We start from the raw sequence: 25,926 nt of genomic DNA on the forward strand, positions 1-25,926 counted from the left end.
CGCAGTTAAAGCAGCTTATCCAGTCCAAATAAATCTTGCCATGAATCTCGTTTTCCTTGGTCGCGGCTGGTCCTTCCCCCCCACCTTCACTCCCCAGGAGCGGGGGGTAAAAATGCTGGAACAGGAGGCTGATATTGCTTCCAGCTTAGAGATTTTGTTGTCGACCACGCTGGGGGAGCGGGTAATGCTGCCGGAGTTTGGCTGCAACCTGGAGGAGCTGGTTTTTGAAAGCCTCGATACGACCACCAAAACCCTGATGGCCGACAAAATTGAATCGGCCATCCTGTACTACGAGCCGCGCATTAAGCTGGAAGAGGTGCGCCTGGACAGCAGCCGCGAGCTGGAAGGCGTGGTGCTCATCGAGGTCATCTACCGGGTGCGCACGACCAACTCCCGCTTCAACTTCGTCTTTCCCTTCTACAAAAAAGAAGGCACCGATATCAACCTGACTACCAGCCTCAACCAACTGCCCGAACGATAGCAACCAGCTACGGACATGACCTGCTCGCAGAACACGGACCCGCTCAAACTCAGCCGCGAGGGCACGAGTCAGGCGCAGCGCGCGAGCGGCGCGCTGGCGCCCGCCTCGGCTCCGGTAGACGAGCGCACGCCCGCGCACAGCATGGTATTCGCCCAGGCCTACGCCCGCTATCTGAAGTACTACAACGAGAAGAATGTAGCCGCCGGCAATTGGCAGCAGTTCTTTGCTCAGGATGTATCCCTGCAGCTGGCCACGGCAGCGGTGCAGGACGTGGAGCAGTACAAAGCCCAGGTTAGCGCCTTCTTTACATTTCTGAATACGCTGGATAACCAGGCTGATGAGCCGGGCCTGAAAAACCACCTTGGATATCTATTCAGCAGTGCGGCCACGCTGGCCCGGCAGCTGGACATGATGGCGGCCACGCTCCCGCCCGAAATAGGGCTAAAGAGCGTGCTGCAAAACCTTATTTCAGCCCAGCTGGCCCCTGGCTTCGGGCGCCTGATTGCCTACCATAAAGCGGGCATCTCGCTCGGAGTACTGACGGATGCCGTGCCCACGCCGCCGATCAACATGTTGGGCAGCCCCATGAGCACCTTCACCTCGGTTGTTTCCGCGGGGCTGACCACGCAGTGGATACCCAACGGCGCGCCCGATTGGGCCACGTACGAGGCGGGAATTGCGGCTGATCCTACGGGCTACGGCAGCGGTGGCGGCGTCTTTACCCAGGTCAATCACCTGGTCACGCATACGCTGTTTACCACCGTTTTTGAACAGTTCCTGAAAGTGTATGCGCGCGTAGTAGCCGAGGCGAAACTGGCGCTGGAGCGCACGTTCACCGACTGGGATGATCACGCGCCGCACTACACTCTCTTTCTCGCGTTTTTGCGCCTGCGCGAATACGCCCGTAAGGAGGCCAATACCCTACCCCAGCGCCACCTCGACTTTTACTACCGCGATATTCTGCGGCTGCGAGAAAAGCCCCCCAAGCCCGCCCACGCGCATATTTTGCTGGAACTAGCCAAGAATGTGGAGTCCCACTTGCTGCTGGGGGGCGAATTATTTAAAGCTGGCAAAGACGGCCAAGGCAAAGAGGTTTTCTTCGCTAATGACCGTGACTTTGTAGCCAACCAAGCCGCCGTAACGGCGCTAAAAACCGTCTACCGCCACGGCGCGGAAGCCGTGGGCACCGCTCCCAATGCGGCCAAGCAAACAGGGCGGTTGTACGCCGCGCCGGTGGCTAACTCCGACGACGGTTTGGGGGCTGACTTAACGTCCCCGGACGCGTCGTGGCACCCGTTTTACCACAAGCAGTACGTAGATGGCAAGCTGGTGCACATACCCATGCCAACGGCGGAAGTAGGCTTTGCACTTGCTTCGCATTATCTGTGGCTGGCCGAGGGCACGCGCACCATTACCGTCGATTTCACGGTGACCGGCAGCTACGCGGATTTGGCCGGCCAGGTTAGGTGTTGGCTTACCACCGAGAAGGGCTGGCTGGAGAAAACGGCCACCAAATTTACCAGCGAGTCGGGCGTGCTGCGACTAGTCGTGGAGCTTACTGGCGCCGACCCGGCCGTAACGGCCTATTCCGCCGCGGTGCACGGCTACACCTTCGCCACGCCGCTCCCTTTGTTGCTGCTTAAGCTGCGGCAGCAGGAGTCGGAGCAGTATCTCTACCCTTTGTTGCAAGACGCCGTCGTGCAGAGTATCGCCCTTAAGGTGAATGTCACGGGGCTTAAAACGCTGGCCGTTTCCAACGACTTCGGGCCGGTAGACACGTCCAAGCCCTTTCAGCCTTTTGGCCCCGCCCCCGTCGCGGGCAACGCGCTGGTTATCGGCTCGAAAGAGGCCTTTCAAAAAACGCTAACGGCGGCCTCCGTGGAGGCCGCGTGGCTTACGCCGCCCGACGCGTATGGCAGCGCCGCCCCCACCGTCACAATCGACTTTCTGCAGGCCGGCCAGTGGCAAGCCTCGGGCAGCGCGGCCGTGGCGGTAACCGCGACCTCATTTCCCTTCGCGCAACAGCTGAACGCCCCCGTGGTAGACGCTCCCGATATGGCGGACGAGGAGTTTTATAATACAGCCGCGCGCCACGGCTTCGCCCGCCTCAAGCTGAGCGCTGATTTTGGCCAAACCCAGTACCAAACCGACCTGATCAAATACCTGCGCAAAGAAGCTGACGCCGGCGACCCAGGCAGTCCACCCGTGGGCCCCTCGATGAGCGCGCTGGCGCTAAACTATGAAGCCGCGCAAACCATCGCGCTACACTCGGCGGCCGATAAAGCCGCGCTGGCCCAACGCCCCGCGCACTTCTTTCACGTAGGCCCGTTTGGGCAGGCCGAACAGCACCCGCTGCTCCAGCCCGCTAAGTCCGTGTATCTGCTGCCCCAGTTCGACTTTCAGCGCGACAACGCCAAGCAGGAAAGTGAGGCCGAATTTTACCTCGGCCTTAGCGGCTTGCACCCCCCGCAGCAGGTAGCGCTCTTGTTCCAGGTAGCGGATGGCACGGCGGCTCCGCTCACCCAAAAGCCTGATCCGCATATTCACTGGAGCTATCTGCGCCAGAATGAGTGGATTGAGTTTGCCCCAAATGACGTGGAGGATCAAACCGGGGAGCTGCTCAACTCCGGCATCATCACGTTTGCCCTGCCCCGGGAGGCGACGGCCACCAACACCTTGCTGCCCGCGGGCATGCACTGGATTCGGGCCGCCGTGGCCAGCAAGAGCGAGGCCACGTGCCGGCTGATCCGGGTGGCCGCGCAGGCCGTGCGCGCCACCTTCACCGACCGGGCCAACGACCCCGCGTTGCTGGCGCAGGTGCTGCCGGCGGGTACCATCACCAAGCTCGACCAGCCCGTTGCCGCCATCAAGACCCTTACGCAGCCCTTCGCCACGTTCGGCGGGCGCGGGCAGGAAGCTCCCGACGCATTCTACACCCGCGTCAGTGAGCGCCTGCGCCACAAAGACCGGGCGCTGACGCTTTGGGATTATGAGCACCTGGTGCTGGAGGCTTTCCCGCACATTTTTAAGATTAAGTGCATCAACCATTTGCACTACGAGCCCAATGACAGCGGAACGGGTATTTACCGGGAGCTGGCCCCCGGCCACGTGACGGTAGTGACCATTCCCGACCTGCAGCGGCAGAACCTGCGCGACCCGCTGCGGCCCTACACCAGCCTGGGCGTGCTAGAGGAAATTGCGGCCTTCCTGCGCCAGCGCGTGTCCTGTTTTGTAAAGCTGCACGTCCGCAATCCGCTATTTGAGGAAGTGTCCGTCAGCTTGAAGGTGCGCCTGTATGAGGGCTATGATGAGGCTTTTTACGTCAAGCAGCTCCAGGAAGCCATTACCCGCTTTTTGTCGCCGTGGGCCTTTCCGGGCAGGGAGAGCAGTATTTCCTTTGGCGGCAAAATCTACAAATCCGTGCTGCTCAACTTTGTGGAAGAGCAGCCTTACGTGGACTACGTCACCGATTTCCAGCTTTTCCATAGCGCAACGGGCACCGCCGACCGGCCGGAAGTAGAAGGTTCTACGGCGGTTTCCATCCTCGTTTCGGTGCCCGCGGCCCAGCATCTGATCCAGATCATTGACCCCGTGGCGGAAAATGCCCCCCGCGAAAATTGCCCTTGCCCAGCATGAGCCCAAAGCCCACGTCCATCCCGCAGCACCCCGTGCTGAAACCCGCTGAGGACTTTTTCCGCCTCCGCCGGGAAGGGATTGGCTTTGTCGAGCAGATGGGCAGCCGCCAATGGACGGACTACAACGTGCACGACCCGGGCATCACCATCCTTGAGGCTCTCTGCTACGCTATCACCGACCTGGCGTATCGCCTGGGCTGGGACATCAAGGATCTGCTGGCCCCCGCCACGCCTTCCCCGGATCCGACGCAGCCGTTCCCGGATCAGGCCTTCTTCACGGCCCGCGAAATCCTGACCATTAACCCCTGCACCCCCGACGATTTCCGCCGTTTGCTCATTGATCTGGAGCCGGTACGCAATGCCTGGCTCTGGTGTAAAGAATGCGCCTGCGACGTGCCCTACTACGCGTGGTGCGAAGACGACAAGCTGCAACTCAGTTTTCACAAGCCCCTCAACCAGCGGCTTACCCCCCAAACCGTGGCGGTGCGCGGGTTGTACGAGGTGCTGCTGGAACTGGAAGCGGACCCGGAATTAGGTGACTTGAATGATCGTAAAATCGACTACACCTACGCCGTATTTGATGCCGAGGGCCAGCGCCACCCCATGACGGTGGAAGTGCGCTTCCCCCAGTGGAAGCTGGAAAAACGAAAAGAGTGGGATCTTTTTCTAGCCAGCCACGACGCATTTTCCGAGCATAATGGCGCTTTCTTCAACCTCACGTTAACCAAGTTCAACCGTACTAAAACGGATAATACGCCCCTGACCGATGAGCAGCTGCGCGCGCAGTGGCGCAACGTATTCTACGCTAGCTGGGAGCTGGAGCTGCAACCCGGCGGCGAGAAAATCAGGATTGAAAATGCGGCGCTGCGCTTTTTTGGGGATACCACCGCCAAAAACCAAACCGCAGTCAGTGATGTAGCGGCGCTGTTGACCGACAAAAAAGCGACGGGAGTTGTGCAGCGCTACCGCCACAAGCTGCTGAAGGTGGCGCAAGCGGTCAGTGCGGCCAAGGCCGTGCTCCACGCCCACCGCAACCTCGACGAGGATTTCTGCCGCGTGCAGGGCGTGGAGATAGAAGATGTGGCCGTGTGCGCCGACGTGGAAGTAGCCCCCGACGCCGACATCGAGCGGGTGCAGGCGCAGATCTGGTTGGCCATTACGCAGTATTTCAATCCGCCGGTGCCGTTTTACCGGCTGCCGGAACTGCTGGAGGAAGGCATTCCGGTGGAAGATATTTTCAACGGCCCGGCTTTGGATAACGGCTTTATTAAGGCCGAGGATCTGGAAAAAGCCCAGCTCAAATCCGTGCTGCGCACCTCCGATATCATCAACCGGCTGATGGATATTGAGGGCGTGCGGGCCGTGAACAACCTACTGCTCACCAAGTATGACCCGGAAGGCAACCCGGTAAAAGGCGCCGCCGACCCGACCTGGGTGAATGGCCAGCCGGTGTTTGACCCCACCAAAATCAGTGCTTCGTGGCTGCTGTACGTGAGCCCGCTGCACCAGCCCCGGCTGTATTTTAGCTTGTCGCGGTTTCTGTTTTACAAGAATGGGCTGCCCTTTCTGCCACGCCTGGATGAGGCCCGCGACACCCTGACTCAGCTGCGCGGGGAAGCCGACCGGCCCAAGCTCAAAAATGCCCCCCAGGATCTGCCGGTGCCGGCGGGCACCTTCCGCCACCCCGAGGACTACTTTCCGGTTCAGCACAGCTTTCCGCTGACGTATGGCATTGGCCCCGCCGGCCTGCCCTCCCACGTAGGGCCGCCGCGGCGGGCGCAGGCCAAACAGCTGAAAGCCTACCTGCTCGTGTTTGAGCAGCTGCTGGGCAATGCGCTGGCTCAGGTGGCGCACATGGCCGACTTGTTTTCGCTGAACCCCGCCGTGCAGCGCACCTACTTTGTGCGCCAGTTCACCGATTCGGTGCTGGCGGACTACTCCGAGCTCGTTGACGGGCTCGATCAGGCGGCGCTGGAAGACATGACGGAAACGCGGGCCGAGTTTCTGACCCGCCGCAACCGCTTCCTGGATCATCTGCTGGCGCGGTTCGGCGAGCAATTCCGCGAGTACACCCTCCTGCTCACCAGCCTGCAAGGCCAGGAAGTAGGCCGGGCGCGCCTGATTGACGATAAACTCGCGTTCCTGAAAGCCTACCCGCTCATCAGCCACGATCGGGGCAAAGCATTTTCCTATAAGCAAGCGCCCTGCGCCCCGGGCAACATTGCGGGCCTCAAGCGCCGCATCCACCTGCTTTTAGGCTACCCTGATCTGGCGTTTTCGGGCACGCTGACGGGAACCGCGCCGGGGCCATTTACCCTCACTGATTTTCAGCTGCAAGATCCGCATCACCAGCGGTGGCTGACCGGCACAATCAACCATAGCGGCCCCAGTGAAGAAGCCGCGACCCAGGGGGCCTTTCGGGAGATCCTGAAGCAGATGATTCAGCCCACTGCCTATACCATAGTGCCTGAAACCGAGCAGTTTCGGCTTACGCTGCAGGATAAAAGCGGCAATCCGCTGGGGCAGCATCCTCACTTGTTGCCAACCAAAGCGGCGGCCCAGGCACTGCGGGACGAATTGCTGACGTGGAGCAGCCACGCGCGCGCTATGGTGGTGGAGCACGTGCTGCTGCGGCCTAAGTTTCCCGGCGATGCGCTCTACCCAGCCTGCTCCGACGGCGGCTGCACTACCTGCGGCGAGGAAGACCCCTACTCCTTTCGGCTTACCTTGGTGCTGCCGGGCTGGACCGCTCCCTTCAGTACCAATCTGGAGCTGCGTCAGTTTGCCAACCGCACCATTCAGCAGGAAACGCCCGCTCATCTGCTGGGAAAAACCTGCTGGGTCGGCAACGATGGGTTTCTAGAAGACCCGTGCGACGCGGTAGTCATGGAGCTAGCCAACGTATTCACTAGTAAAGGCTTGACCGCGGAGGGCACCCGGCCGTCGGAGGAGGAGGCCTGCGCTTGCGCGCTTAGGCTGTATGCCGCGTTCAGCGCCGTATTCCGGCGCTGGTACGCCGACAAAACCCTGACCTACTGGCAGCGCGATGCGCTGGCGGCCCAGTTGAAGGCTGAATTTTCGGCCCATCTTTCGCCATCGGATTTTGCCTGCACGACCATTTTGACGGATGCTCTGTGGGATGAAGTCCAGGCGGTTCTGGGGGGCTATTTTGCGCAAACCGCGCTCACCGGTTGGCAGTTTGAGCGGTTTGAGGACGCCTGGTGCGCGTGGCTGACGGCGAATGCGGCTTTCGACTGGACGGAGGAACGCCTGCAGGAGCGCGTCGAAGCCATCTTGCGGGCGGGAGTAGCCTCCTATCCCACGTCGGCGGCCTCGCCCGCGGCGGCGCTGTGCGCTTGTGCCGCCACCATCGTAGCGCAGTACGGGGGGGCTTTTTCGGATTGGATGGACGCCAACGTAGCGGCGGGCCGGGCTTTCAGCGACTTCTCTGCATTCACTCCCAGGCCGGTAACGCTCTGCCCCGGCTTCACCTTCCAGGCGGCCAGCGACACGGCGGCCGCGCTCGAAGCGCTGCTGCAGGAGCGCTACGCGGCGTACCGGGAGGTGTCGTACCGCCTGCGGGTGGTGGTAAATCTGCTCAGCCAGCTACGCAACACCTACCCCAGCGCCACCCTCCACGACTGCGATGACGGCAGCGACCAAAACCCGGTACGGCTGGGCAGCACCGCCCTCGGCAACTCCCCGTAGTGCCAGCCCTGCAGGCCGACGCCTCCGAAGAGGATATTCTTACTCGTCGGCTCAAATTCCAATTATCTAACCCTCCCTCGGGGCCACAATAGAACCTAAAAATGCCCCCCAGCGCCCCGCACACCACCCGAGCGAATCTCTTTTAAATGGTTAACAACCGCCCTTCGCCATGCGACCGACACAAGCAACTTACCCGGTCTTCGAGGCCAATCAGGTACTCACCAATGCGCATCTAAATCAGGTCTTTACCTATTTGGACGAGCAGGAGCGGCTGACGCGCGCTAACCTCATTGGCATTGGCATCGTCTGCGGGCTGGAAATTCAACTCACGTCGACGGCGGACGCGGCCGCTATTCACCTTACCAAAGGTTGCGGCATAACCTCGGAAGGCTACCTGATGGTGGAGCCTGACGACGTACACCTGGTGGCCTACCGTGCGGAGTATACCCTGCCTAAGGAGCTGGAATACCGCCCCTTTATGGATCCGGCTGCCAAGGCGCAATACCCGTTGTGGGAGCTGTTTCCGGCCGGTGAGCCCAACACTACGTTGCTGGGCACGCCCGCTGATTTTCTGGCCGACAAAGCCGTATTGCTGTTTCTGGAGCTCAAGAAAGAAGGTCTGCGCAACTGTAGCCCCAACAACTGCGACGACCGGGGCGCCGAGGTAAAGGCCACGGTGCGGCGCCTGCTGATTCGGGTAGCGGACCTGACCAACATCATTGCGGCGGCCAATAAGCTCGGCGCGGGCCTCACCCCCACCGACGTGCACAGCCTTCTGCAAGCCCGCCTCGCCCTGCCCGACCTGCGCCTGCCTCGCTACGACGTCCCCAACACGGGCCTGGCCACGTCCCAGCAGGTGCTGGGGGCTTTTTGGACGTGTTCCGCCGCGAGAAGCTGGCGCAAACCCTGAGCGCGGCCCTCACGGCGGCGTACACCGCGTTTCGGCCCCTAGTCGAGGATAATTATCCGGCTAACCCGTTTGCTGGTTTCGGCGCGACCTTTGGCTTTTTGGATACGGCCCCGACGACGACCAGCCAGGTACGTTTCCTGCCTTACTACTACGATTTTTTTGACGACCTGCTGGCAGCTTATGAGGAGTTTCGCTGGAAGGGAGCGGAGCTGCTTTGCGCCTGCTGCCCGCCGTCGGAGCTGTTTCCGCGCCACCTGATGCTGGGCGCTGTGCAGCCGGCCTCGGTGCCGAATGCGGCCTTGTACCGCCAATCTTTCTTGTCCTCCGCGGCCCTCAGCGGCTGCGAGCAGCAGAGCCAGGAAGTGAGCGGGCTGTTTCAGCGCCTGGTGGAAATGGTGGCCCAATTTACCATCAATCCACCCCTGCCCAAGGCGGCAATCAGCTCCCGCGTGGATGGACACATTCGCATGACGCCCAGCCACTTGGGGTCGGGCCCGATTTCTGACAAGGCCATACCCTATTACTACCAGCAAACCGGCACGCCGCCCCTCTACCAGGTATGGAGTCCCCAAAAAACTCGGCGCGGCCGGGCCAACCAAAACCTGAGCTACCGCGCCGACGAGTACGCGCCCGCGCCCCCCACGTTTGTGCTACAACCCCTGCGCTACGACCTGGAACCGCACAATTTCCTGCGCGTGGAGGGGCACTTGGGCAAGAACTATCAGTCGGTGCTGACGACCCTGCTGGGGCTGAAAACCCGCCACCGCCTGCCCATCGACATCGTTGCCCTGCGCACGGGCGCGTTCGATGCCACCATGCCCGTGGACCTGAGCGACGCCGACTGCCAGTTTCAGGACCTGGAAACGCTTTACGACACGCTGAGAGCGGAGCTAACGTGCTTTCTCTGCAAGCAAACGCAATATTTCTATGACCTGCCCTTCGAGCGACGCACTAAAATAACGGAGCCCGCCAAGCCCAAGCTGCCGTTGCTAACGCAGTGCGCGCCCGATTTTCTGGTGCAGCCCCAAACCCTGGGGCGGTTTTTCGAGGACTGGTACAGCAATCTGCCCGCGGGCGCCCTGCCGGAGCTGGACCCCAGCGTGATTATCAACTTTTTGAACACCCAGAATGTCGGGCAGTCCAACGCCATCATTTTCTACCTGCTGGTCTATATCACCAAGTTCTACGAGCAGCTCACTCCCGACCTCCGGCAGCTGGATTTTGCGCGCTTAGAAAAACGACACCAAGATCTGGCCAGCGTTACGGAAGCCATCGAGCGGGAGCGCGAAGGGGCCATGGCCAACCTGGAGGGCAACGCGGCCCTCCTGCGGTGGGAAGAGCTCGACGACCGCCTGGAAGATATCCTCTACAACTGCCGCCTGGAGGCCTTTCGCGCCTTATTAAGCGAATACCAGCGGCGCCTGACCGAGCTAAAGCAAAAGCAGTTTCTCAGTTACTTTTTGCGGCAACACCCCGGTATTCAGCACAAGGCCGGGGTGCCGCTAGGCGGTACGTTTATCGTGGTGTACCATGATGACCCGGACCAGCGGCGGCCCGGCCTGGGGCTGCGGCGGTTTGATCTGACCAACCTGCCGGCCACGGCTTTTACGAGGGCCGTTACCAGTCTTGCGGAGACGGGCCGCCTCAACTCGCAGGCGGTATCGGAAGCCCTGGGGCGCATCAGCGTTAATAAGGAGTTGGTAGTGGATGAGGATGTGCGCTTTATCCTTGGCACGCTCACCGGCATGGTGCCCAACCTGAGCGCCGTAGCCCCGCCCGCGCCCCAGAATGAAGCCGAGAAAGTGATTGCGGCGGCCGTCAATGAGTTGGCGGACGGGACGGTTATTGCCGACTTTTTCCTGCCTTACCTCTGCTGCTCCGATTGCGCGCCGGTGCAGTTTGTGTTGCCCAAAGCCCCACCCTCGTTCACCGTTCAAATGGGTTGTACCAATCCGAACAACGAGGCTGAGGTGCAAGTGACGCCCGAGGGTGGCCTGCCGCCCTACAGCCTCAAGCTGGACACCCAGGAGTATCGGCCGCTCAGCGGAGCCGTACTGGTGAGCGCCGGCTCGCACACGCTTATCCTGCGCGATGCGGAAGCGGTGGAATCGGCGCCGCAGCCGGTTGTAATTGCCCCCCAGCTGCGCCTGCTAGAGCCAGTTTTCGACTGCGTGGGCGACAACAACGAATACGTGGTGAGCTTGCAGATCAGCGGGGGGACCCCGCCGTACACGGCCAATCGGGGCACGGTGGATGGCCCCGCCTACCTCAGCGACGCGCTGCCCGGCGACACGGAAACGGAGATTATCATTACCGACAGCCGCCACTGCACCGCCACCCAGCGCGTTCAGCACTCCTGCCGCCAGGCGCTCGCCTTCACCATCCAACTTGGCTGCACGACAGCCAATAATGGAGCGGCCGTAGAAATAACCCCCAGCGGCGGCACCGCGCCCTACCAAGTGCAAGTAAACGATGGCGAGTTTGCGCCCCTCCATGGGCCCGTTACGCTGCCGGTCGGGGCGCACCGCTTGGTGCTGCAGGACGCGGCCAGCACGACTACGGAAGCGCAGCGCATAGAAATTGCCCCCCAACTGCTGCTCCAAGAAACCGACTTTACCTGCGAGGGCTCGGCTGCTTACCGCTCCTTTATTCGCATTGCGGGCGGTACCCCGCCTTACCTGTTTAAGGGGGCACCCGTCACGGGGGATACCCTTGTCACGGAGCCTATTGCGAGTGGCACTTCCGCCGTCATTGAGGTGGAAGACCAGAGAGGATGCAAGGCTTCTGTGGAGGTCAAGCACAGCTGCGAGCAACCCTGCGAGTTGCCCTGCGACGGGCAGTCGCGGCGGGGTGCTTATCGGTTGTGGCTGCAGTCGCCGGTGGAGGGCGCGCCCTACGAGGCGTACCGGCAGGATGGCGAAGTGAAGTTTCGCTTCAACGACAAGGATTTTGCGCTGGAAGGGGCCGCCACCTTGGTTCAGATTCCCAATGGTCAGCTCAACGGCAACTTCCGCAACGCCATCGGCGGAGCTATTAAGAAGCTGAATGAGCGTATACAGCAAGCGCTAGTGGCTGAGTTTGGGGCCGAGCTGGGGGCCAACCGCCTGGTGCTGAGCTACGAGCCCGCCGCCACTGACCCGTTCGGCATTCTTTGGATCGAGCACTTTGTGTGTGAGCGGTTTAGCCTGGAGCTGCCCTTTTCCGTCGCCAAGCCCACGCCCACCTTTAGCCTGCTGATGCGCTACACCAACGAGCCCGACGCGACCGGCGCGCCCTTCAACGGGGCCATTCTACTTAACCGCAGGCTAAACAACCAAGAATCCCGAGTGCCGGCTTTCGATAACCAGGAGCGCAATCAATGCACCGGCAGCGAGTATCAAAAGCTCTGCGAAGGCCCGAATCCAAAGCCCGCTATCAGCATCGATCGGCAAGCCAACAACGGGTTTGTGTTCACGGGCAACGTCGAAAATGTCCCCCAGGAGTCGATAACAGCCTGGGTCTGGGATGCCTCTATCGCCCAGCCCACGGAGCCATTTTATCAGGGCCAGAAAGTAGAAGCGCAGCTCCAAAAACCTGGCGGCGCGGTCCGGCTCACGGCCATCACGGACAAGGGCTGCGTTGGGCAAGTTGAACAGCCTATACCGTAGCGATGCACCTCATTCAGCAGCAATACGTGCACGTAGAAATGAACGGCACGGAGTCGGAAGGGCTGGCCGTGCAGCGGCAGCTTGCCGAGCTGTGCCAGCACTGGCTGCCGGCCGTGCTGGAGCGCACCTTGGAGCGGTGCTCGCCCGCCCAGGCCCACCTTTACCTGGAGCACCTGGACCTCCAGCTAGGGTCGCTGGACCTGCAGCGGCTCGAGCACGCTTTGCTGGAGGCGCTAGAGCAGGTGCTGGAAACGGCACTCCGGGAAAAAGCCGCCACGGCCGCTACCGCCGGAAATGCGAAAGCCCAGCTAAAAACTCCGGTCCAGGCTACCTGGGGGGCTTTTTTACACTTTTTACAAACCGGGCAGCTGCCCTGGTTTTTTCGGCTGCCCCCCGGAGAAACGCTGGAACAAGCGGTGGAGCAACTCTTGCTCTCAACCGAAATACCGGCCGCATACAAAGCAGAAGTTGAGCGGCGGCTAACAACGAAATACGCCCAGCAGCGCTTCAAAAAGCAGTTCTCGCCAAGTTTTCAGCACCTGCTACAGGAGCGTACAGGCTCGCTCAACGAGCCGAATCATCAGGCTGATTCGGCGGAGTCTTTAAGCACTGCGTCTACGCGGCCCGACCAACCTGAACCGGCGGCCGAGGCCATCTACGTGGATGATGCTGGACTGGTGTTGCTCCACCCCTTCCTGCCCCGCTTTTTCGAGCAGCTGGGCGTGGTGGAGAACGAGCTGTTGGTGCAGCCAGCGCGGGCGCTGGCCCTCCTGCATTATCTGGCTACGGGTGCCGGGACAACGCCCGAATATGAGCTGGGACTGCCGAAAATTCTCTGCGGCATGGCGCTCGAAACGCCGCTTGGGGAGGCGGTGGAACTGAGCGAAACGGAGCAAGCCGAAAGCATGGCCCTGCTGGAAGCCGTGGTGCAGCATTGGCAAGCGCTGAAGCACACCTCCCCTGCAGGATTGCGCGCCACGTTCCTGCAGCGTCCCGGCAAGCTTTCCCGTCGCCCGCCCCATGAGTGGCTGCTGCAGGTGGAGCAGCGAGGCCCCGATATTTTGCTCGAATCGCTGCCCTGGAATATGGGCGTCTTGCGACTACCGTGGATGCCCGGCCTGCTCTGGGTTGAGTGGATTTAAGCAGTTCATAATGAGGTAATAAACCCACGCTGCTTTTCAAAGTAACGTTGTTTAGTCAAGGCCGAAACAGGGATGAAAATCAAGGCGGCAAAATCGGTCCATGTCACTCCCCCGTTGGCGGCCACGCAGACGGCTCAGCCGTTCTTTGCGCAAGCCGGGCGGAGCGATTTTTTCCGACCCGCCAAGCCCGCCATCCACACCCATCCTGCGCATAAAGTACTGCGCCCAGCCGCTGATCGGCCCGATGTAGTGGTGCAAGGGCGAGCAAGTACGGCGCCGCTCCCGGGGAGCGGAGTACCCCTACCCGAGACCTTTCGGCGGGCGGCAGAGCGCCACCTGTCGGCCGATTTCAGCTCGATTCGTTTGCACCAGGATAAGCAGGCTACGGAGCTTACGCAGCAGCTGCAGGCGCAGGCGGTAGTTTTTCAGGAGCACCTATTCCTGGGCCAGGGCGAATTTCAACCGGCTACGGTGCCCGGGAAACGCCTGCTGGCCCAAGGGCTTTACCACGCCTGGCAGGAGGGCGCGGTCAGGGTAAACCCCGGGGAGGAACCCGCTCCAACGCCCCTGGTTACGCCCACCGAACCCGCTGCTCATTCACCTGCCCAACCCCATCCGGCTACCACTAAAACGCCAGCGCTGGGGGGCAAAAATAGCGAGGGCCAGCCTCAGATTCCGGGCACAGCTGGTCCCGAAACAACTCCGCAGCAAGGCCCCGAAACTGAAGACGCCCAAGAGGTGCAAACACCAACTCAAACGGCGCCAAAAACGCCGCAGGAGGACCCGGAATTTGGGAAAGTAATTACCCAAACCCAGCAAGTGAAAAAGGCCCAGCAAGGGCATAAGTCACCCGAAGTAAAAAACACGGCGGTGGCCGCGTCGGCGCACCTTCCGGTGGCGGAGCAGAAAGCCTACAACGACCGCAAAAAGCACCTGGAAGTCATCAACCAAACGGCCGCTACGAATAAGGACGCCAACAAAAAATTTACGGCCGCGCAGTTCAAAAAGGTATTGCAGGCCCAGCTCAACGAGCTGGAAAAGAAGCTACCCCACAGCAAGAGCGACGCGCAGCGGTTCAAGCAGGAGAAGCCGCTGGAAGGCATCAAAAACAACGTTCAGAAACAGGTTAAGGAGGAAAACAAGAACGTCGCGGCGCCCATCACCGCCGAAACGCACAAGCCCGCGCCGCCCGACAGCCAGCTGCCAACCCACCAGCCCAAACCCTTGGTGGAAGAAAAAGCCGGCGCCAAGCCCCCACTCATCGACCCGGCCGCGGCCGCGCCCAAGCCCCGAACGGACGCCGAAATCTCGCTGGAGCAGGACAGCCAGTCGCTGGATGCGTTGATGGCCAAAAACCACAACACCGAAGAGCAGTTTGCCGCTTCCAATGAGCCCAAGTTTCAGCAGGCCCTCGCCACCAAAAAAGGCGCGCAGGCCCAGGCGGCAGCGGCTCCCCAAACGTATCGGGCCGAGGAGCAACAGGTCATCGGCGGCGCCCAGCAGCAGGCCCTGAAAGAAGCCAAGGCCGATTTCAGCCTGATGCACGCCTTGCGTAGTCAAGGATTCAAAACGGTATTCACCAAGCAAAGTGCGCACGATAAAGCGGATAAAGACGAGCAAAAGCGCATTAAAGGCGAGCTGGAAACGATTTATAACGGCACCAAAAAAGAAGTTGAAGACATCTTTACCGCCCTGGGCAAGTACGTAGAGGACACGTTTGAAAAGGACTCCCGGGAAGCCAAAGATGCCTTCGAGAAGCGGGTGGAAAAGCAGCTGGATGCCATTCATGGCTGGGGGGTGAAGGCCTTTTTCTTCGGCGAGGATACCGAGGCTATTGAGCAGGTATTTGAGGCTGAGAAGCGAAAGTTTATCGATGCCATGGACCTCACGATTGGGGCCATTGCCCAGCGCGTTGCCGACGATCTGAATAAGGCGGTGGACGCTATTCAGCGGGGGAAAGCGAAAGCCGATAACTTTTATAACGGCCTGAGCAGCAAGCAGCAAACACTGGTCGGCGACGCCATGGAAACCTACCGCGTGCAGTTCGCCAACCTGGAGTCGGGCGTGGCTGAAAAGCAGACCGAGCTGGCCCGCAGCCTGGCCGAATCGTACAAGAAAGACGTGGACTCCCTGCGCCAAGTCTTTGATAAAATCTACGAGGACGTGCGCAAAACCTGGATTCAGCGGGCGGCGGAGTTCATCGAGGAAGTCGCCCTGACCATCTATCGGTTGGGCGAATTGCTGGTGACCGTGCTGGTGCGCGTCGCGCACGTGATTGGCGACATTCTCGCGCATCCTATTCGGTTTCTGGAAAATCTGGCGGCGGGTATCAAGCAAGGGTTTGCCACATTTGTCGAGAACATCGATACGTTTCTAGTGGAGGGCTTCTTTACCTGGCTGGGGGGCAAAGTTGGCGGGGCGGGCATCAAATTGCCCCCCAAGCTAGATACGGCCGGCCTGTTTAGCTTGGCCCTGCAAGTCATCGGGCTGACGTACGACAACTTCCGCGAAATTGCCCGCAAACGCCTCGGCGACCCCGTATTCGCCGCCATCGAAAAAGGGGTGGAGGGCGCCCAGGAAGTAAACAAGCTGATTCAGCTGGCCCGCACCGACATCGGGGCACTCTGGGTGCATATCAAAGAAGTGCTGGCCAACACGGTGGATGAGATCTTCGAGAAGATCAAGAAAACGGTGTTGTACGAGACGATCAAAAAGGTACTGGCCTACATTGTCACGCTCTTCAACCCGGCGGGGGCATTTATCAAAGCCGCGCAAGCCATTTATGCCGGCATCACCTTTCTGATGGACAACATCGAGCGCATTGTGACTTTGGTCAATGCGTTTCTGGACGGGGTGGAGATGGCGGTGCGGGGCAACATCGGCGGCATTGCCGCGAAGGTGATTTTTGGGTTAAAAAACGCCATCGTGGCCGGCATTGATTTTCTAGCCAAGCTGCTGGGGCTGGGCAACTTAGCCGACAAAGTGCGCACCATTATCCGGCAGCTGAAAACGCCCGTTGATCGGGCCCTGGCCTTCGTCGTGGATAAGGTGCTGCAGCCGGCGGCCAAACTGCTGCAAAAAGCGGGCAAAGCAATAGTCGGGGCTGGGGTGCCAAAGGACCCGGCGCAGCGCCTGGAAGCCGGCCTGAGCGCGGCGGTGGCCGTCGTGAACGCCATATCGGGCCGGCGGATTGGGGCGGCGGTCATTCAGCCCCTGTTGACGGCTATTCGACTTCGGTATCAGTTTCAATCCCTGGACGTGGAAGCCATAGGCGGCCGCTGGTTTGTGGTGGGGCAGTTGAACCCGAAAGGAAGCAAGCCATCCGAAAAAGAACCAGCCGATGTCCCCGCCACGCCAGGCGCGGCTCCGGTAGCAGCGCCATTGCTAGTGGCTCCCGGCAGTTGGATTGAGAATCTGCAGGCCAAAGGCTTTGAACGCGTTAGCAGCTCGGGGAGCGTTCTAAAAAGAAGTAAAGAAGCTGGGGTCACTACCCTTTCCTTCTCCACTACCACCCTGAATGGCGGCTCCAACACGCATTCTTACGCCGGTGAAGGCACCAGCTGGCGACGGCATAATTTCCGGCACTCATCCAACTTGGTTACCCTGGTGGGGAGCGGTGTCAACTTCGTGTTGCTGCCTCAATTTCATCATCGGGAGTACATCCGGGAGACGCTTTACACGGATACCGCCGCCAGCCGGGCGGGCAGCAAAGCTCGTTTGCTGCCCGCCCGGCTGGTTCCGGGCAGTAAGGACAAATTCTTGAGCCAGGCTTCGGCGGCGCTGGAAGCCAGTCACGGCTACACCCAGACGCTACACGGCGAGGCGGTTATTCCGGTAGCGCACGCCTCCCCCGACCATGACCCGGCCATTGCAGAACACTGGAGCTTTGGCGGTAAAGGCAACACCCCGGGAAACAACCTTGCTCAGGCGGCACGCGAAAACTGGAACCGAAATTTGACTACGTTTAAGCTCATGTCTTTGAAGGCTAACCTAAGCCTAGGCAGCCGGGACACAAGGTATACCAACCAGGTGGGGCCTGATTTCAGAGGCCCCGGCGAGTAGATTAATCGATGCGGCGGTATGATGAACAACCTCACCTTGGCCCTGGAGTATTTGCGGGCGTATACCGTCTGGCGCCTGACCTTAGTACCGGGTGAGCCGCCTACCAAGCCCCCCCCAGACCCTCGTTCAATGCCAACGAAGCCACGGTTTTCACCTCCCTAGTGGCCCAGACCCAGCTTAGCGAAGTCGAGCTGCTCTATTTAATGATAGCGCTGGCCTCGCATCTACAGCCGGGTTTTTTCGATGCACTAATCCGTGACTGCCTGCCAGAGGGTGGAGAGTTTCCGGAGTTTGGGGGCGTGAGGGGTGCCAACCACCGCGGCCTGCTGCCAACGGGCGAAACGGCGCTGTATATTTTGGCCGGCAATGACCTAGAAAAGCGCCTGGCGCTGTACGACTTATTTAACCCAAAACATTTCTTTGCCCGAGAACACATCATTGCCTTGGAAGATCTGAAGCCGGGCGAACCGCACCTGAGTGGCCGCCTTATCCCAGATTCGGAAGTTATGGAGTTGCTCATAACGGGCACCGTCAGCCCGCCCCGGTTTAGTATGGAATTTCCGGCCGAGCACATTCGTACGGAAATGGAGTGGGATGACCTAGTGCTCCATCCAAATACGCTGCAGCAGATTCAGGAAATTCGGCACTGGATTACGCACAGCGAAACACTCCTGCATAAGTGGGGCATGCGCAAAAAAATCAAACCCGGCTTTCGCGCCCTTTTCTACGGGCCACCCGGCACCGGCAAAACGTTAACTGCCATCCTGCTGGGGAAAAGCACCAATAAAGACGTTTTCCGCATTGACTTGTCCCGTCTGGTATCCAAGTATATCGGCGAGACGGAGAAGAATCTGGCCACCCTTTTTGCGAAGGCTGAAAACAAAGATTGGATCTTATTCTTCGATGAGGCCGATGCCCTCTTCGGCAAGCGAACCGACATTCGGGATGCGCATGATAAGTACGCCAACCAGGAAGTGGCCTACTTGCTGCAACGCATTGAGAGCTACAATGGCCTCATCATATTGGCGACCAATCAACGCGGTAACATCGACGACGCGTTTGTGCGCCGGTTCCAGACGATTATTCACTTCCCAATGCCCCGCGTTGAGGAAAGGCACCGCATTTGGCGCAGCACCTTCCCGCCTCAGCTTCAGATAGCCGATGATATTGACTGGCTGCAGGTGGCGGCGCGCTACGAACTCACGGGTGCCGGTATTGTGAACGTGGCCCACTACTGCGCGATCGATGCCCTGGCGGATAAAAGCAATCTTCTCACGCTCCAGCACTTAGAGAAGGGTATTCTGCGGGAGTACGCGAAAGAAGGAAAAGTAGTATAAGTTCTAGATGCATCGGCTACCATTTGATTGGAAGCTAAGCCCGCCGAGTGCCGCTTCCCCGGCCAGCGCCACGAACCGGCATTCCCTACGTGATGGGAAAGCGAGAGCTGCTAGGACATTCATGCATCACCAGGTGAACCCGCCGACTACGTTGCAGCATAAGCAAACCCAGGGGCTGAGCGTACGATACTGGATCCACCAGATCTGGCTCCGAGCAATGTCTGCCAGCTTTGCAGCCCCACAATTTCAGTGATTTCAGTGTTGGCACTGATGCAACGCCGCCACTCCTGCCGTAGCTTAGAAGCCTACCGGGGGCAAATTCCGAAAGGAAGTGGGCTCCTTTCTGCTGCTGCTCCCGGGCGTGATGCAGCGGTTGTTTCTGGGGGTAAATAGCCAAACCATAACCCCGGGGCGACACCTGCGGAGTTTAGTTATATAAGCCACTAGCCCTACAAAAAATATCAGCCGCTCGATGATCAAATAGTTACAAGCCAATCACCTGAATTTACAGAGTCATTGCACCAGGCCGCTAGCGAACGCCAGCTATGGAATCAACGGAACGGGTATATGCTCAGGTAGTGCTACAAGCCCCGTCAGGTCAATCGGCAGCCAGCACGACGGCCACCAGCGCGCAAGTAGACGAGGTACGCCCTGGCAAGGCCGCGATAGAGCAGGCCGTAGACTTTATGAAAAAAGCGGGCTTTCGCGTTGAACAGGCTGGTATTTCGCTCTCTATATCTGGTTCAAAACAACAGTTCGAATCCGTTTTTGGCGTCCACCTGAGCGCTTATGAGCAGGGTGGTCAAACGTATTACCGACCCGACCACCCAGCCCATCTCCCGGCCACGGCACCATCCTGCGTGCAGACAATCGTATTTGCCGAACCACGCCAGTACTTTAACTAAGCGGTTAGCATCATGGCTAAAGTAACGAAAAGCAAAGTTTTGTTTGCCCATGCTTCCGTGCATTCCATTGGTGGTAAATCGTTATTCAGCGCGCACCCGAACGAGATTCGGCCCCAGACCGTGCAGGCCTTTCGATCCGAGAAAGAGCTGACGGCTCAGGCCGTGCAGCAGCTACAGGCCAGTGGGTTCAACGTGCTACAAGTCAGCCCTACCACTATCGCTATTGCGGCGCCCGTTGAGGTATACGAAACAGCCTTCAAAACCAAGATTACGCGCCGCGAGGAGCCCGTCGTGAAGGAAGAAGGCAAGGAGACCACGGCGGAGATGTTCGACTCGCCTAGCACGGATGTGCCCGGCCTGATCGACCCTGCGGGCAGTCCTTTCGCGGACGTGCTCGAAGGGGTATCACTGAACCGTCCGGTTTACTACTTCGCCAACAAATTCGCGCCGCCAGTAGGCTACTGGCACCTACGGATCCCCGGCGACGTATCGCTCGGGCTCAATGCCGACCGCGCCCACCGCGCCGGATTTACGGGCCGGGGCATCCATGCGGTAATGGTCGATTCGGGTTGGTACCAGCACCCCTACTTCGTTGCCCGGGGCTACCGGATCAACCCGGTGGTGCTCGGCCCGGGCGCATCCGCCCCCGAACACGACGAAAATGGCCACGGCACGGGCGAGTCAGCCAACCTGTTGGCTGTCGCCCCGGATGTGGCTTTTACCATGGTCAAGATGAGTTTTGTGGATTCGGCTGGCGCCTTCCAGGCCGCCGTCGCCCTGAATCCGCACATTATTTCCTGCAGTTGGGGGTCTGATATCCAAACTGGTCCGCTCCGCTCCGACGACAACGTTTTGGCTGCCGCAGTTGCCGACGCGGTGCGGCGCGGAATCATCGTCGTCTGCTCGGGCGGGAACGGTCACTTTGGTTTTCCCGGCCAGCATCCGGATGTGATTGCCGCGGGGGGCGTTTTCCTACAGCCAGACGGCTCGCTTAGAGCCAGTGACTACGCCAGCGGATTTGCCAGCTTGGTTTTTCCAGGTCGCACCGTGCCGGATGTGTCCGGCTTGGTGGGCATGCAACCCCATGGCGCGTACATCATGCTGCCGGTAGAGCCCAGGAATCAGATTGACACGGGCGGCGCGGGCGGCGTCCATCCCGCCAGGGACCAGACGTTATCCTACGATGGGTGGGCCGCTTTTAGTGGCACTTCGGCCGCTGCCCCCCAGCTGGCAGGCATCTGTGCACTCATGAAGCAGGCCAACAGCTCGCTCACGCTGGCCGATGCCCGCGCCATTCTCCAGCGTACGGCCATCGACGTGACCCTGGGCAGCAGCCATCCCCGCACCGGCGGGGTCGCGGGGGTTGGCCCCGACCTAGCCACCGGGGCCGGGCTAGCCGATGCTCACAAAGCGACCATGCTTGCCCGCCTGCGGGCGGTAGTGTTGCCCCCAGGTACCGGGGTAGCGCCCCTTACGACGCCGGCCGATCCATCGACGCTGTTGGCAACGGGCAAGCTGACGATGGACGAGTACCAAGCTTTTGAAGACATGCTGCTGGGAATCAGTCATTAACTACCTCCCGACAGCAGTATTTCTATTCCCAACTTCAAACTATATATGCCATGGAAAACCAAGAACAAAGCAGGTTCGAGTACGACGAATGGATTGAGCAGGTACGGCCCGACCTACGCAGTACGGACCAATTGACGCTGTTGCAAGGCTTTATCGGTCGATCGTCGGAGAACGGCCACCTTCGGGTATACTCCGACGAAAGTTTGAACAACTTCGTGGAAGTGCCGGAAGACGCGATTGTACATGCCGTGAAGTTAAGCGAGGCCGACTCGCCGCTGGGGGGCAGCAAGCTCTGGCTCCGCTCCGATGTGGTGGTCACCTATGGCGACCCCAAAGCGGCGAACCGCCCGAGAACCACCTTCCTGGAAGGTGACCTGATGCAGCAATACGCTACCCAATACGGTGGGGGCTATGATGCCATGGGTGGGGGCTACGATGCCATGGGCGGCGCAGGAGCTTTCGGCGGCCAGTTCGAACCCGCGGGTGGTGGCCAAGGCGGCGGACAGTTCATGGCGACGGTACCGGCCATTCAGTGCGTACAACCCGTCCGGACGGTGATTGGCCCCAACTGTCCGGGGCCGGTGTTGCAGACCTCGGTCCGGACGATATGCAGACCTCTCACCTGCCTGAGAACCGCCTGTGGGCCAGTCACCTGCCTGAGAACGGCCTGTGGGCCGCAAACCTGCTTAAGAACTTTGTGCGGGCCGCAAACCTGCCACCCGATTATATGCGGCGGCATACCCTGCCAGTTCACCTCACGCCCCCCATTACAATTACCATTACGGGCCCCACAGGTACTATCACTGGGCCAACAGGGACAATTGGGGGGGGCACTATCGCTCAGCCAGGCGGCGGCTTTATGGGTGGGCAAGGCGACCCTAACATGGGCGGCTACTACGGGACTTTCAATCCCTATATGATGTACTAATCTTTAACTTAAAAAGGGCGAGTATTGGTACCGATCACCAATGCTCGCCCTTTTTCTTGCTCTTCCCGTGCATGCTGCTAACTGGATTTAACATCGCCTATTATTTACTGGACAAAGGGTATCTCACTCCTGATGCCATTCTGGACGGCACGTTTACGGCGCACCAGACATCCAGCCGCAACGCTAACTACCTGATTAATCGGGATAGTGAACCCAATGATGGGGCAGATCGGGCGTTGTTTGTCAAGCAGGTGCAGAATTGGGATCAGGAGAAAACGCAAACGCTCCGCACCGAAGCCACCTGCTATTGGTTGGCCAACAACGAAGCGGCGTATGCACAGCTTAACACCTTTTTGCCCCGCTTTATTGAGTTTGATCACCCCAATCACATTCTCATCACCGAGGCGGTACCCGGAAGCATTAATCTCCACGACTTCTACTTACAAGAGCGGCAGTTTCCACTTCCGCTGGCCACCCAGCAGGCCGAGCTACTCAGCTCGTTTCACCAACGCACCATTACCGCCGATCAGGATTTGCCCAGCTTCCGGCTGTTTCGGCGGCAGCCACCGGTAGTGTTCGTATGGAGTGCCTCCAACTTCGCCAACTACAACTCTCAGCAAAGCGAAGCGGAACGGCAGATGATTCACCTGATCACGCACAACCACGACTACATGCAGCGGCTGCAGGCCGTGCGCGACAAGTGGCAGATCAGCAGTCTGACGCACGGCGATATAAAGCCAGCTAACTTCTTGATTCATCGGGACGCCCTGCAAACGAATCGCTACGATTTGCGGCTCATCGATTGGGAAACCGCCGATATTGGTGACCCTTGCTGGGATGTGGCCGCGGTATTTCAAAGCTATCTTTTCTACTGGGTAGTGAACGAACCCCTCTCCCCCAAGCGGCCCAGTCCCCTGCTGCTAGCAATACCTACGGCTTCTCCTTAGAATCTATGCAGCCTTCCATTCGGCAGTTCTGGGAAGTATACGCGCAGCGCATGCGGTGGTCGGCCGAAGAAACGCGCCAGAACTTGCAAAAAACCGTGGGCTACTGTGCGCTGAAACTGATTCATACCTGCTACGAAAGCATTCAACAAGCCCCAGCCATGCCGCCCCACAGTGCCCGCCTGCTGCAGCTTAGCCTGAATATGCTCCGCTCACCCTATGAGGTCATTCGGCAGGTCCTGGGACTGTAACCTTTCTTCCTGCTATGGCGACCTCCTACCAGCACCAACTTGACACTATTCTGGGCAGTGTTCGGATTGATTCGGCCCAACGACAAATCAAGATCGCGCGGGTGCCAACGCCGGTTGACTTTGCACCGGATACCCTACGCCCCACCCTGGCCGGGGTGTTGTACCAGCATTTCTACCACGCCGACGATGCGCCAGGTGCTTTACCCGAGGCGGCACCCGATCTATCGTTTGAGGAGCGCTTACGTCGTCATAATCACTCTACCGAGCGCTTCGACCTGCCGTGGGCTGTGGAAGAGGTCGACCAAGCGGGGGTTGCGTACGCTACCAAAGGCAATCAGAAGCGCATGCTGTATCCGGGCGAATACGTGTTCGACACCCCGAAGCGGGGCCCCGTGCAACCGGGGGACGTTCTTCGGCTACTCGCCCGCGCCGAACACCGGGACGCTAAGAGCGGTTTTTATTTTGTCTTCGGCCAAACACCAGGTGACGATTCGATAGCACTTCAAACCCGCATTTACTTCCACCTGACCGCCGACGGGGCCGCTCCGCTGACTGCTTGGATAACGCAGACGCTCAATGCGTATCGGGTACCGTTCCAGTTCAAATGCCTTAATCGCTCTGACCTCTACGGCCGCAACGATTCGGCGGTGCTCTACCTCCAAAAGCCTTTGGTAAGCTTCGTGCTTCAGCTACTGGCCGATGATGTGAGCCATTTTGCCCCCCACTTGCGTTCCTCCGTGCCGCTATTTACCCGATGCTTGATGCCCGGTATTGCTTTCGCAGAAAGCCCGCCCAACCCCAACGAAAGCTTTGGCACCAGTCGGTGTGGGCTGCTGGCCCAAGGCATTGCCAACGCGGTAGAGGCCCAGCTTCCCTCCAGCCACTATGCCGAGCGCGTGCAGGCGGTCTTTGAGCAGGTTGGACTTTCGTTGGAGCACCCCTATCTTAATCCTCGATCCTACTATCCTTACCATTTTCCGGCGGCTTTCGCCTAGCCTCACCAGCACCGCAATTATCTGTTCTCTTTCTCTACTCATGGGTGCTATACCGCGTTATGGAAACCGCCTTATCTACTGCTCAGGCCAACCCAGCTACTACGCCCGCTAGCGGGGCGTTCCTCGAAACAGCGGCCGATATCGGCCGGAGCCTGTGCCGCGACGCTATCTGGCACGGTGACCGCTGCAACTTCCTGACCTCGACCAATGACCCCGCCTTTACCTACCCTAAACCTTATTTTAAAGCGCTCGAAGCGGATTTTTACGGTGGCGCGGCGGGGGTAGGCTTTTTTTTAGCCGCCCTCGGCCATGCGACCAACGACGCCTTATTTCGCCAAATCGCCCTTGGCACCTTGCGCAATGCCCTGCTTACCGCCCACCGAATTGCCCCCCAGGCGGCGCTGGGGTTCTTTGTCGGCCGCACGGGCGTGGCCTATGCCGCCATTCGTGCGGGCCAGTGGCTCCACGATGAGAAGACCTTACTAGAGGGGCGCCAGTTGCTGGAGCACGTCACAAGCTTAGACCTGCACCTTACCGGCCTCGACGTAGTGGATGGGGCCGCGGGGGCTATTCCGGCGCTCATCCAACTGGAAAGAGAATACCCCTACCCTGCCCTTCGTTCCTTTATTGTACAGCTGGCCGATCAGTTGGTTTCCAAGGCCCAACAGTCAGTGCGGGGCTGGTCCTGGAACACCATCACTGGCGGGGACCATCCCAACCTCACAGGCTTTGCCCATGGGGTAGCTGGGATTGTGAATGCGCTGCTGGAAGCGTACGCCTTCACGCAGAACCCAGTCTATCAGGAAGCCGCCTTCCAGGGGCTGCGCTACGAGAATAGTTTTTTCGACCAGCAACAGCAAAACTGGCCCGATTTCCGGCTAACAGATACCCAAGATCCGGCCCAGGGCGGCGGATATGCGGCTGGCTCCCCTTGCTCGTGTGCGTGGTGCCACGGGGCACCCGGCATTGCGCTGTCTCGCCTCCGCGGCTATGAACTAACGCTTCATCCGGCTCTGAAGGCGGAGGCCATAACCGCCGTAAAAACCACCGCTGCGCATTCAAGCTGGGACCAGCAGCAGAATTTTTCGCTCTGTCACGGGCTGAGTGGGAATGCCGATGTGTTGCTGGAGGCCGCCGACGTCTTAGCCCTTGCCCAGTACCAGCAGCAGACAGCGGCTATCGGCCGGGAAGGTCAGGAACGCTATCGAACGACGGAATTATGGGCCACTGGATTGTATAACGCTTATCAGCTGCCCGACTTTATGCTCGGCTTAGCCGGCATTGGGTATTTCTACCTACGACTCACTAATCCCCATGTGTATCCATCTGTGCTGTTACTGAGGTGAGTCGCTGCCCCCAGCTCAACTTTTCGAAGGACCCAAAGTCAAGCCCGTCACCTTTACGTGTCG

15 protein-coding genes are annotated in these 25,926 nt (G+C 59.6%); all 15 read left to right on the plus strand.

Translation table 11 applies throughout. The features are described 5' to 3' along the window. Nucleotides 1-40: 40 nt before the first annotated feature. A complete protein-coding gene (locus G7064_RS03285) occupies nt 41-481 on the plus strand; it encodes a GPW/gp25 family protein (RefSeq protein WP_166072438.1) in 441 nt (146 codons plus the stop codon). Between the two features lie 15 nt (nt 482-496). After that, nucleotides 497-4,117, plus strand: coding sequence for a baseplate J/gp47 family protein (locus G7064_RS03290; RefSeq protein WP_166072439.1), 3,621 nt, complete (start codon nt 497-499; stop codon nt 4,115-4,117). Beyond that, nucleotides 4,114-7,824, plus strand: a complete 3,711-nt coding sequence (locus tag G7064_RS03295) for a hypothetical protein (RefSeq protein WP_166072440.1) — start codon at nt 4,114-4,116, stop codon at nt 7,822-7,824. Before G7064_RS03290 ends, G7064_RS03295 begins: the two co-directional genes overlap by 4 nt. 169 nt (nt 7,825-7,993) lie before the next feature. Further along, a complete protein-coding gene (locus G7064_RS03300) occupies nt 7,994-8,734 on the plus strand; it encodes a hypothetical protein (protein WP_166072441.1) in 741 nt (246 codons plus the stop codon). Beyond that, nucleotides 8,695-12,381, plus strand: a complete 3,687-nt coding sequence (locus G7064_RS03305; RefSeq protein WP_166072442.1) for a SprB repeat-containing protein — start codon at nt 8,695-8,697, stop codon at nt 12,379-12,381. Before G7064_RS03300 ends, G7064_RS03305 begins: the two co-directional genes overlap by 40 nt. Nucleotides 12,382-12,383: 2 nt before the next feature. After that, a complete protein-coding gene (locus tag G7064_RS03310; RefSeq protein WP_166072443.1) occupies nt 12,384-13,523 on the plus strand; it encodes a contractile injection system tape measure protein in 1,140 nt (379 codons plus the stop codon). Between the two features lie 72 nt (nt 13,524-13,595). Further along, on the plus strand, nt 13,596-17,585 hold the full coding sequence (locus G7064_RS03315; protein ID WP_166072444.1) for a DUF4157 domain-containing protein: 3,990 nt from the start codon (nt 13,596-13,598) through the stop codon (nt 17,583-17,585). A 161-nt stretch (nt 17,586-17,746) separates the two neighbouring features. Beyond that, entirely contained in the window at nt 17,747-18,922 is a 1,176-nt protein-coding gene (locus G7064_RS03320) for an ATP-binding protein (RefSeq protein ID WP_205711168.1), read from the plus strand. Nucleotides 18,923-19,467: 545 nt separating this feature from the next. After that, complete coding sequence (locus G7064_RS03325; protein ID WP_166072445.1) at nt 19,468-19,827, plus strand: protease pro-enzyme activation domain-containing protein; 360 nt, start codon at nt 19,468-19,470, stop codon at nt 19,825-19,827. A gap of 12 nt (nt 19,828-19,839) precedes the next feature. Beyond that, a complete protein-coding gene (locus G7064_RS03330; protein ID WP_166072446.1) occupies nt 19,840-21,399 on the plus strand; it encodes a S8 family serine peptidase in 1,560 nt (519 codons plus the stop codon). 50 nt (nt 21,400-21,449) lie between these two features. Beyond that, entirely contained in the window at nt 21,450-22,319 is an 870-nt protein-coding gene (locus tag G7064_RS03335) for a hypothetical protein (RefSeq protein ID WP_166072447.1), read from the plus strand. A gap of 79 nt (nt 22,320-22,398) precedes the next feature. Further along, on the plus strand, nt 22,399-23,274 hold the full coding sequence (locus tag G7064_RS03340; RefSeq protein WP_166072448.1) for a phosphotransferase family protein: 876 nt from the start codon (nt 22,399-22,401) through the stop codon (nt 23,272-23,274). Nucleotides 23,275-23,279: 5 nt separating this feature from the next. Beyond that, nucleotides 23,280-23,522 carry a hypothetical protein gene (locus G7064_RS03345; protein WP_166072449.1) on the plus strand — a complete coding sequence of 81 codons (243 nt, stop codon included), beginning with the start codon at nt 23,280-23,282 and terminating at the stop codon, nt 23,520-23,522. 14 nt (nt 23,523-23,536) lie between these two features. Then, nucleotides 23,537-24,517 carry a T3SS effector HopA1 family protein gene (locus tag G7064_RS03350; RefSeq protein ID WP_166072450.1) on the plus strand — a complete coding sequence of 327 codons (981 nt, stop codon included), beginning with the start codon at nt 23,537-23,539 and terminating at the stop codon, nt 24,515-24,517. Between the two features lie 59 nt (nt 24,518-24,576). After that, nucleotides 24,577-25,863 (plus strand): lanthionine synthetase LanC family protein, encoded by a 1,287-nt coding sequence (locus G7064_RS03355; protein ID WP_166072451.1) that lies wholly within the window; start codon nt 24,577-24,579, stop codon nt 25,861-25,863. The last annotated feature ends 63 nt before the right edge of the window (nt 25,864-25,926 follow it).

This window comes from Hymenobacter sp. HDW8 (assembly GCF_011305775.1).
In the GTDB taxonomy this organism is placed as follows: Bacteria; Bacteroidota; Bacteroidia; order Cytophagales; family Hymenobacteraceae; genus Hymenobacter; species Hymenobacter radiodurans.

What these genes read in the sequence shown, in the direction of transcription:
- G7064_RS03285 (WP_166072438.1), top strand. Translation starts at nt 41, where the DNA reads ATGAATCTCGTTTTCCTTGGTCGCGGCTGGTCCTTCCCCCCCACCTTC.
- G7064_RS03290 (WP_166072439.1), top strand. Translation starts at nt 497, where the DNA reads ATGACCTGCTCGCAGAACACGGACCCGCTCAAACTCAGCCGCGAGGGC.
- G7064_RS03295 (WP_166072440.1), top strand. Translation starts at nt 4,114, where the DNA reads ATGAGCCCAAAGCCCACGTCCATCCCGCAGCACCCCGTGCTGAAACCC.
- G7064_RS03300 (WP_166072441.1), top strand. Translation starts at nt 7,994, where the DNA reads ATGCGACCGACACAAGCAACTTACCCGGTCTTCGAGGCCAATCAGGTA.
- G7064_RS03310 (WP_166072443.1), top strand. Translation starts at nt 12,384, where the DNA reads ATGCACCTCATTCAGCAGCAATACGTGCACGTAGAAATGAACGGCACG.
- G7064_RS03315 (WP_166072444.1), top strand. Translation starts at nt 13,596, where the DNA reads ATGAAAATCAAGGCGGCAAAATCGGTCCATGTCACTCCCCCGTTGGCG.
- G7064_RS03325 (WP_166072445.1), top strand. Translation starts at nt 19,468, where the DNA reads ATGGAATCAACGGAACGGGTATATGCTCAGGTAGTGCTACAAGCCCCG.
- G7064_RS03330 (WP_166072446.1), top strand. Translation starts at nt 19,840, where the DNA reads ATGGCTAAAGTAACGAAAAGCAAAGTTTTGTTTGCCCATGCTTCCGTG.
- G7064_RS03335 (WP_166072447.1), top strand. Translation starts at nt 21,450, where the DNA reads ATGGAAAACCAAGAACAAAGCAGGTTCGAGTACGACGAATGGATTGAG.
- G7064_RS03340 (WP_166072448.1), top strand. Translation starts at nt 22,399, where the DNA reads ATGCTGCTAACTGGATTTAACATCGCCTATTATTTACTGGACAAAGGG.
- G7064_RS03345 (WP_166072449.1), top strand. Translation starts at nt 23,280, where the DNA reads ATGCAGCCTTCCATTCGGCAGTTCTGGGAAGTATACGCGCAGCGCATG.
- G7064_RS03350 (WP_166072450.1), top strand. Translation starts at nt 23,537, where the DNA reads ATGGCGACCTCCTACCAGCACCAACTTGACACTATTCTGGGCAGTGTT.
- G7064_RS03355 (WP_166072451.1), top strand. Translation starts at nt 24,577, where the DNA reads ATGGAAACCGCCTTATCTACTGCTCAGGCCAACCCAGCTACTACGCCC.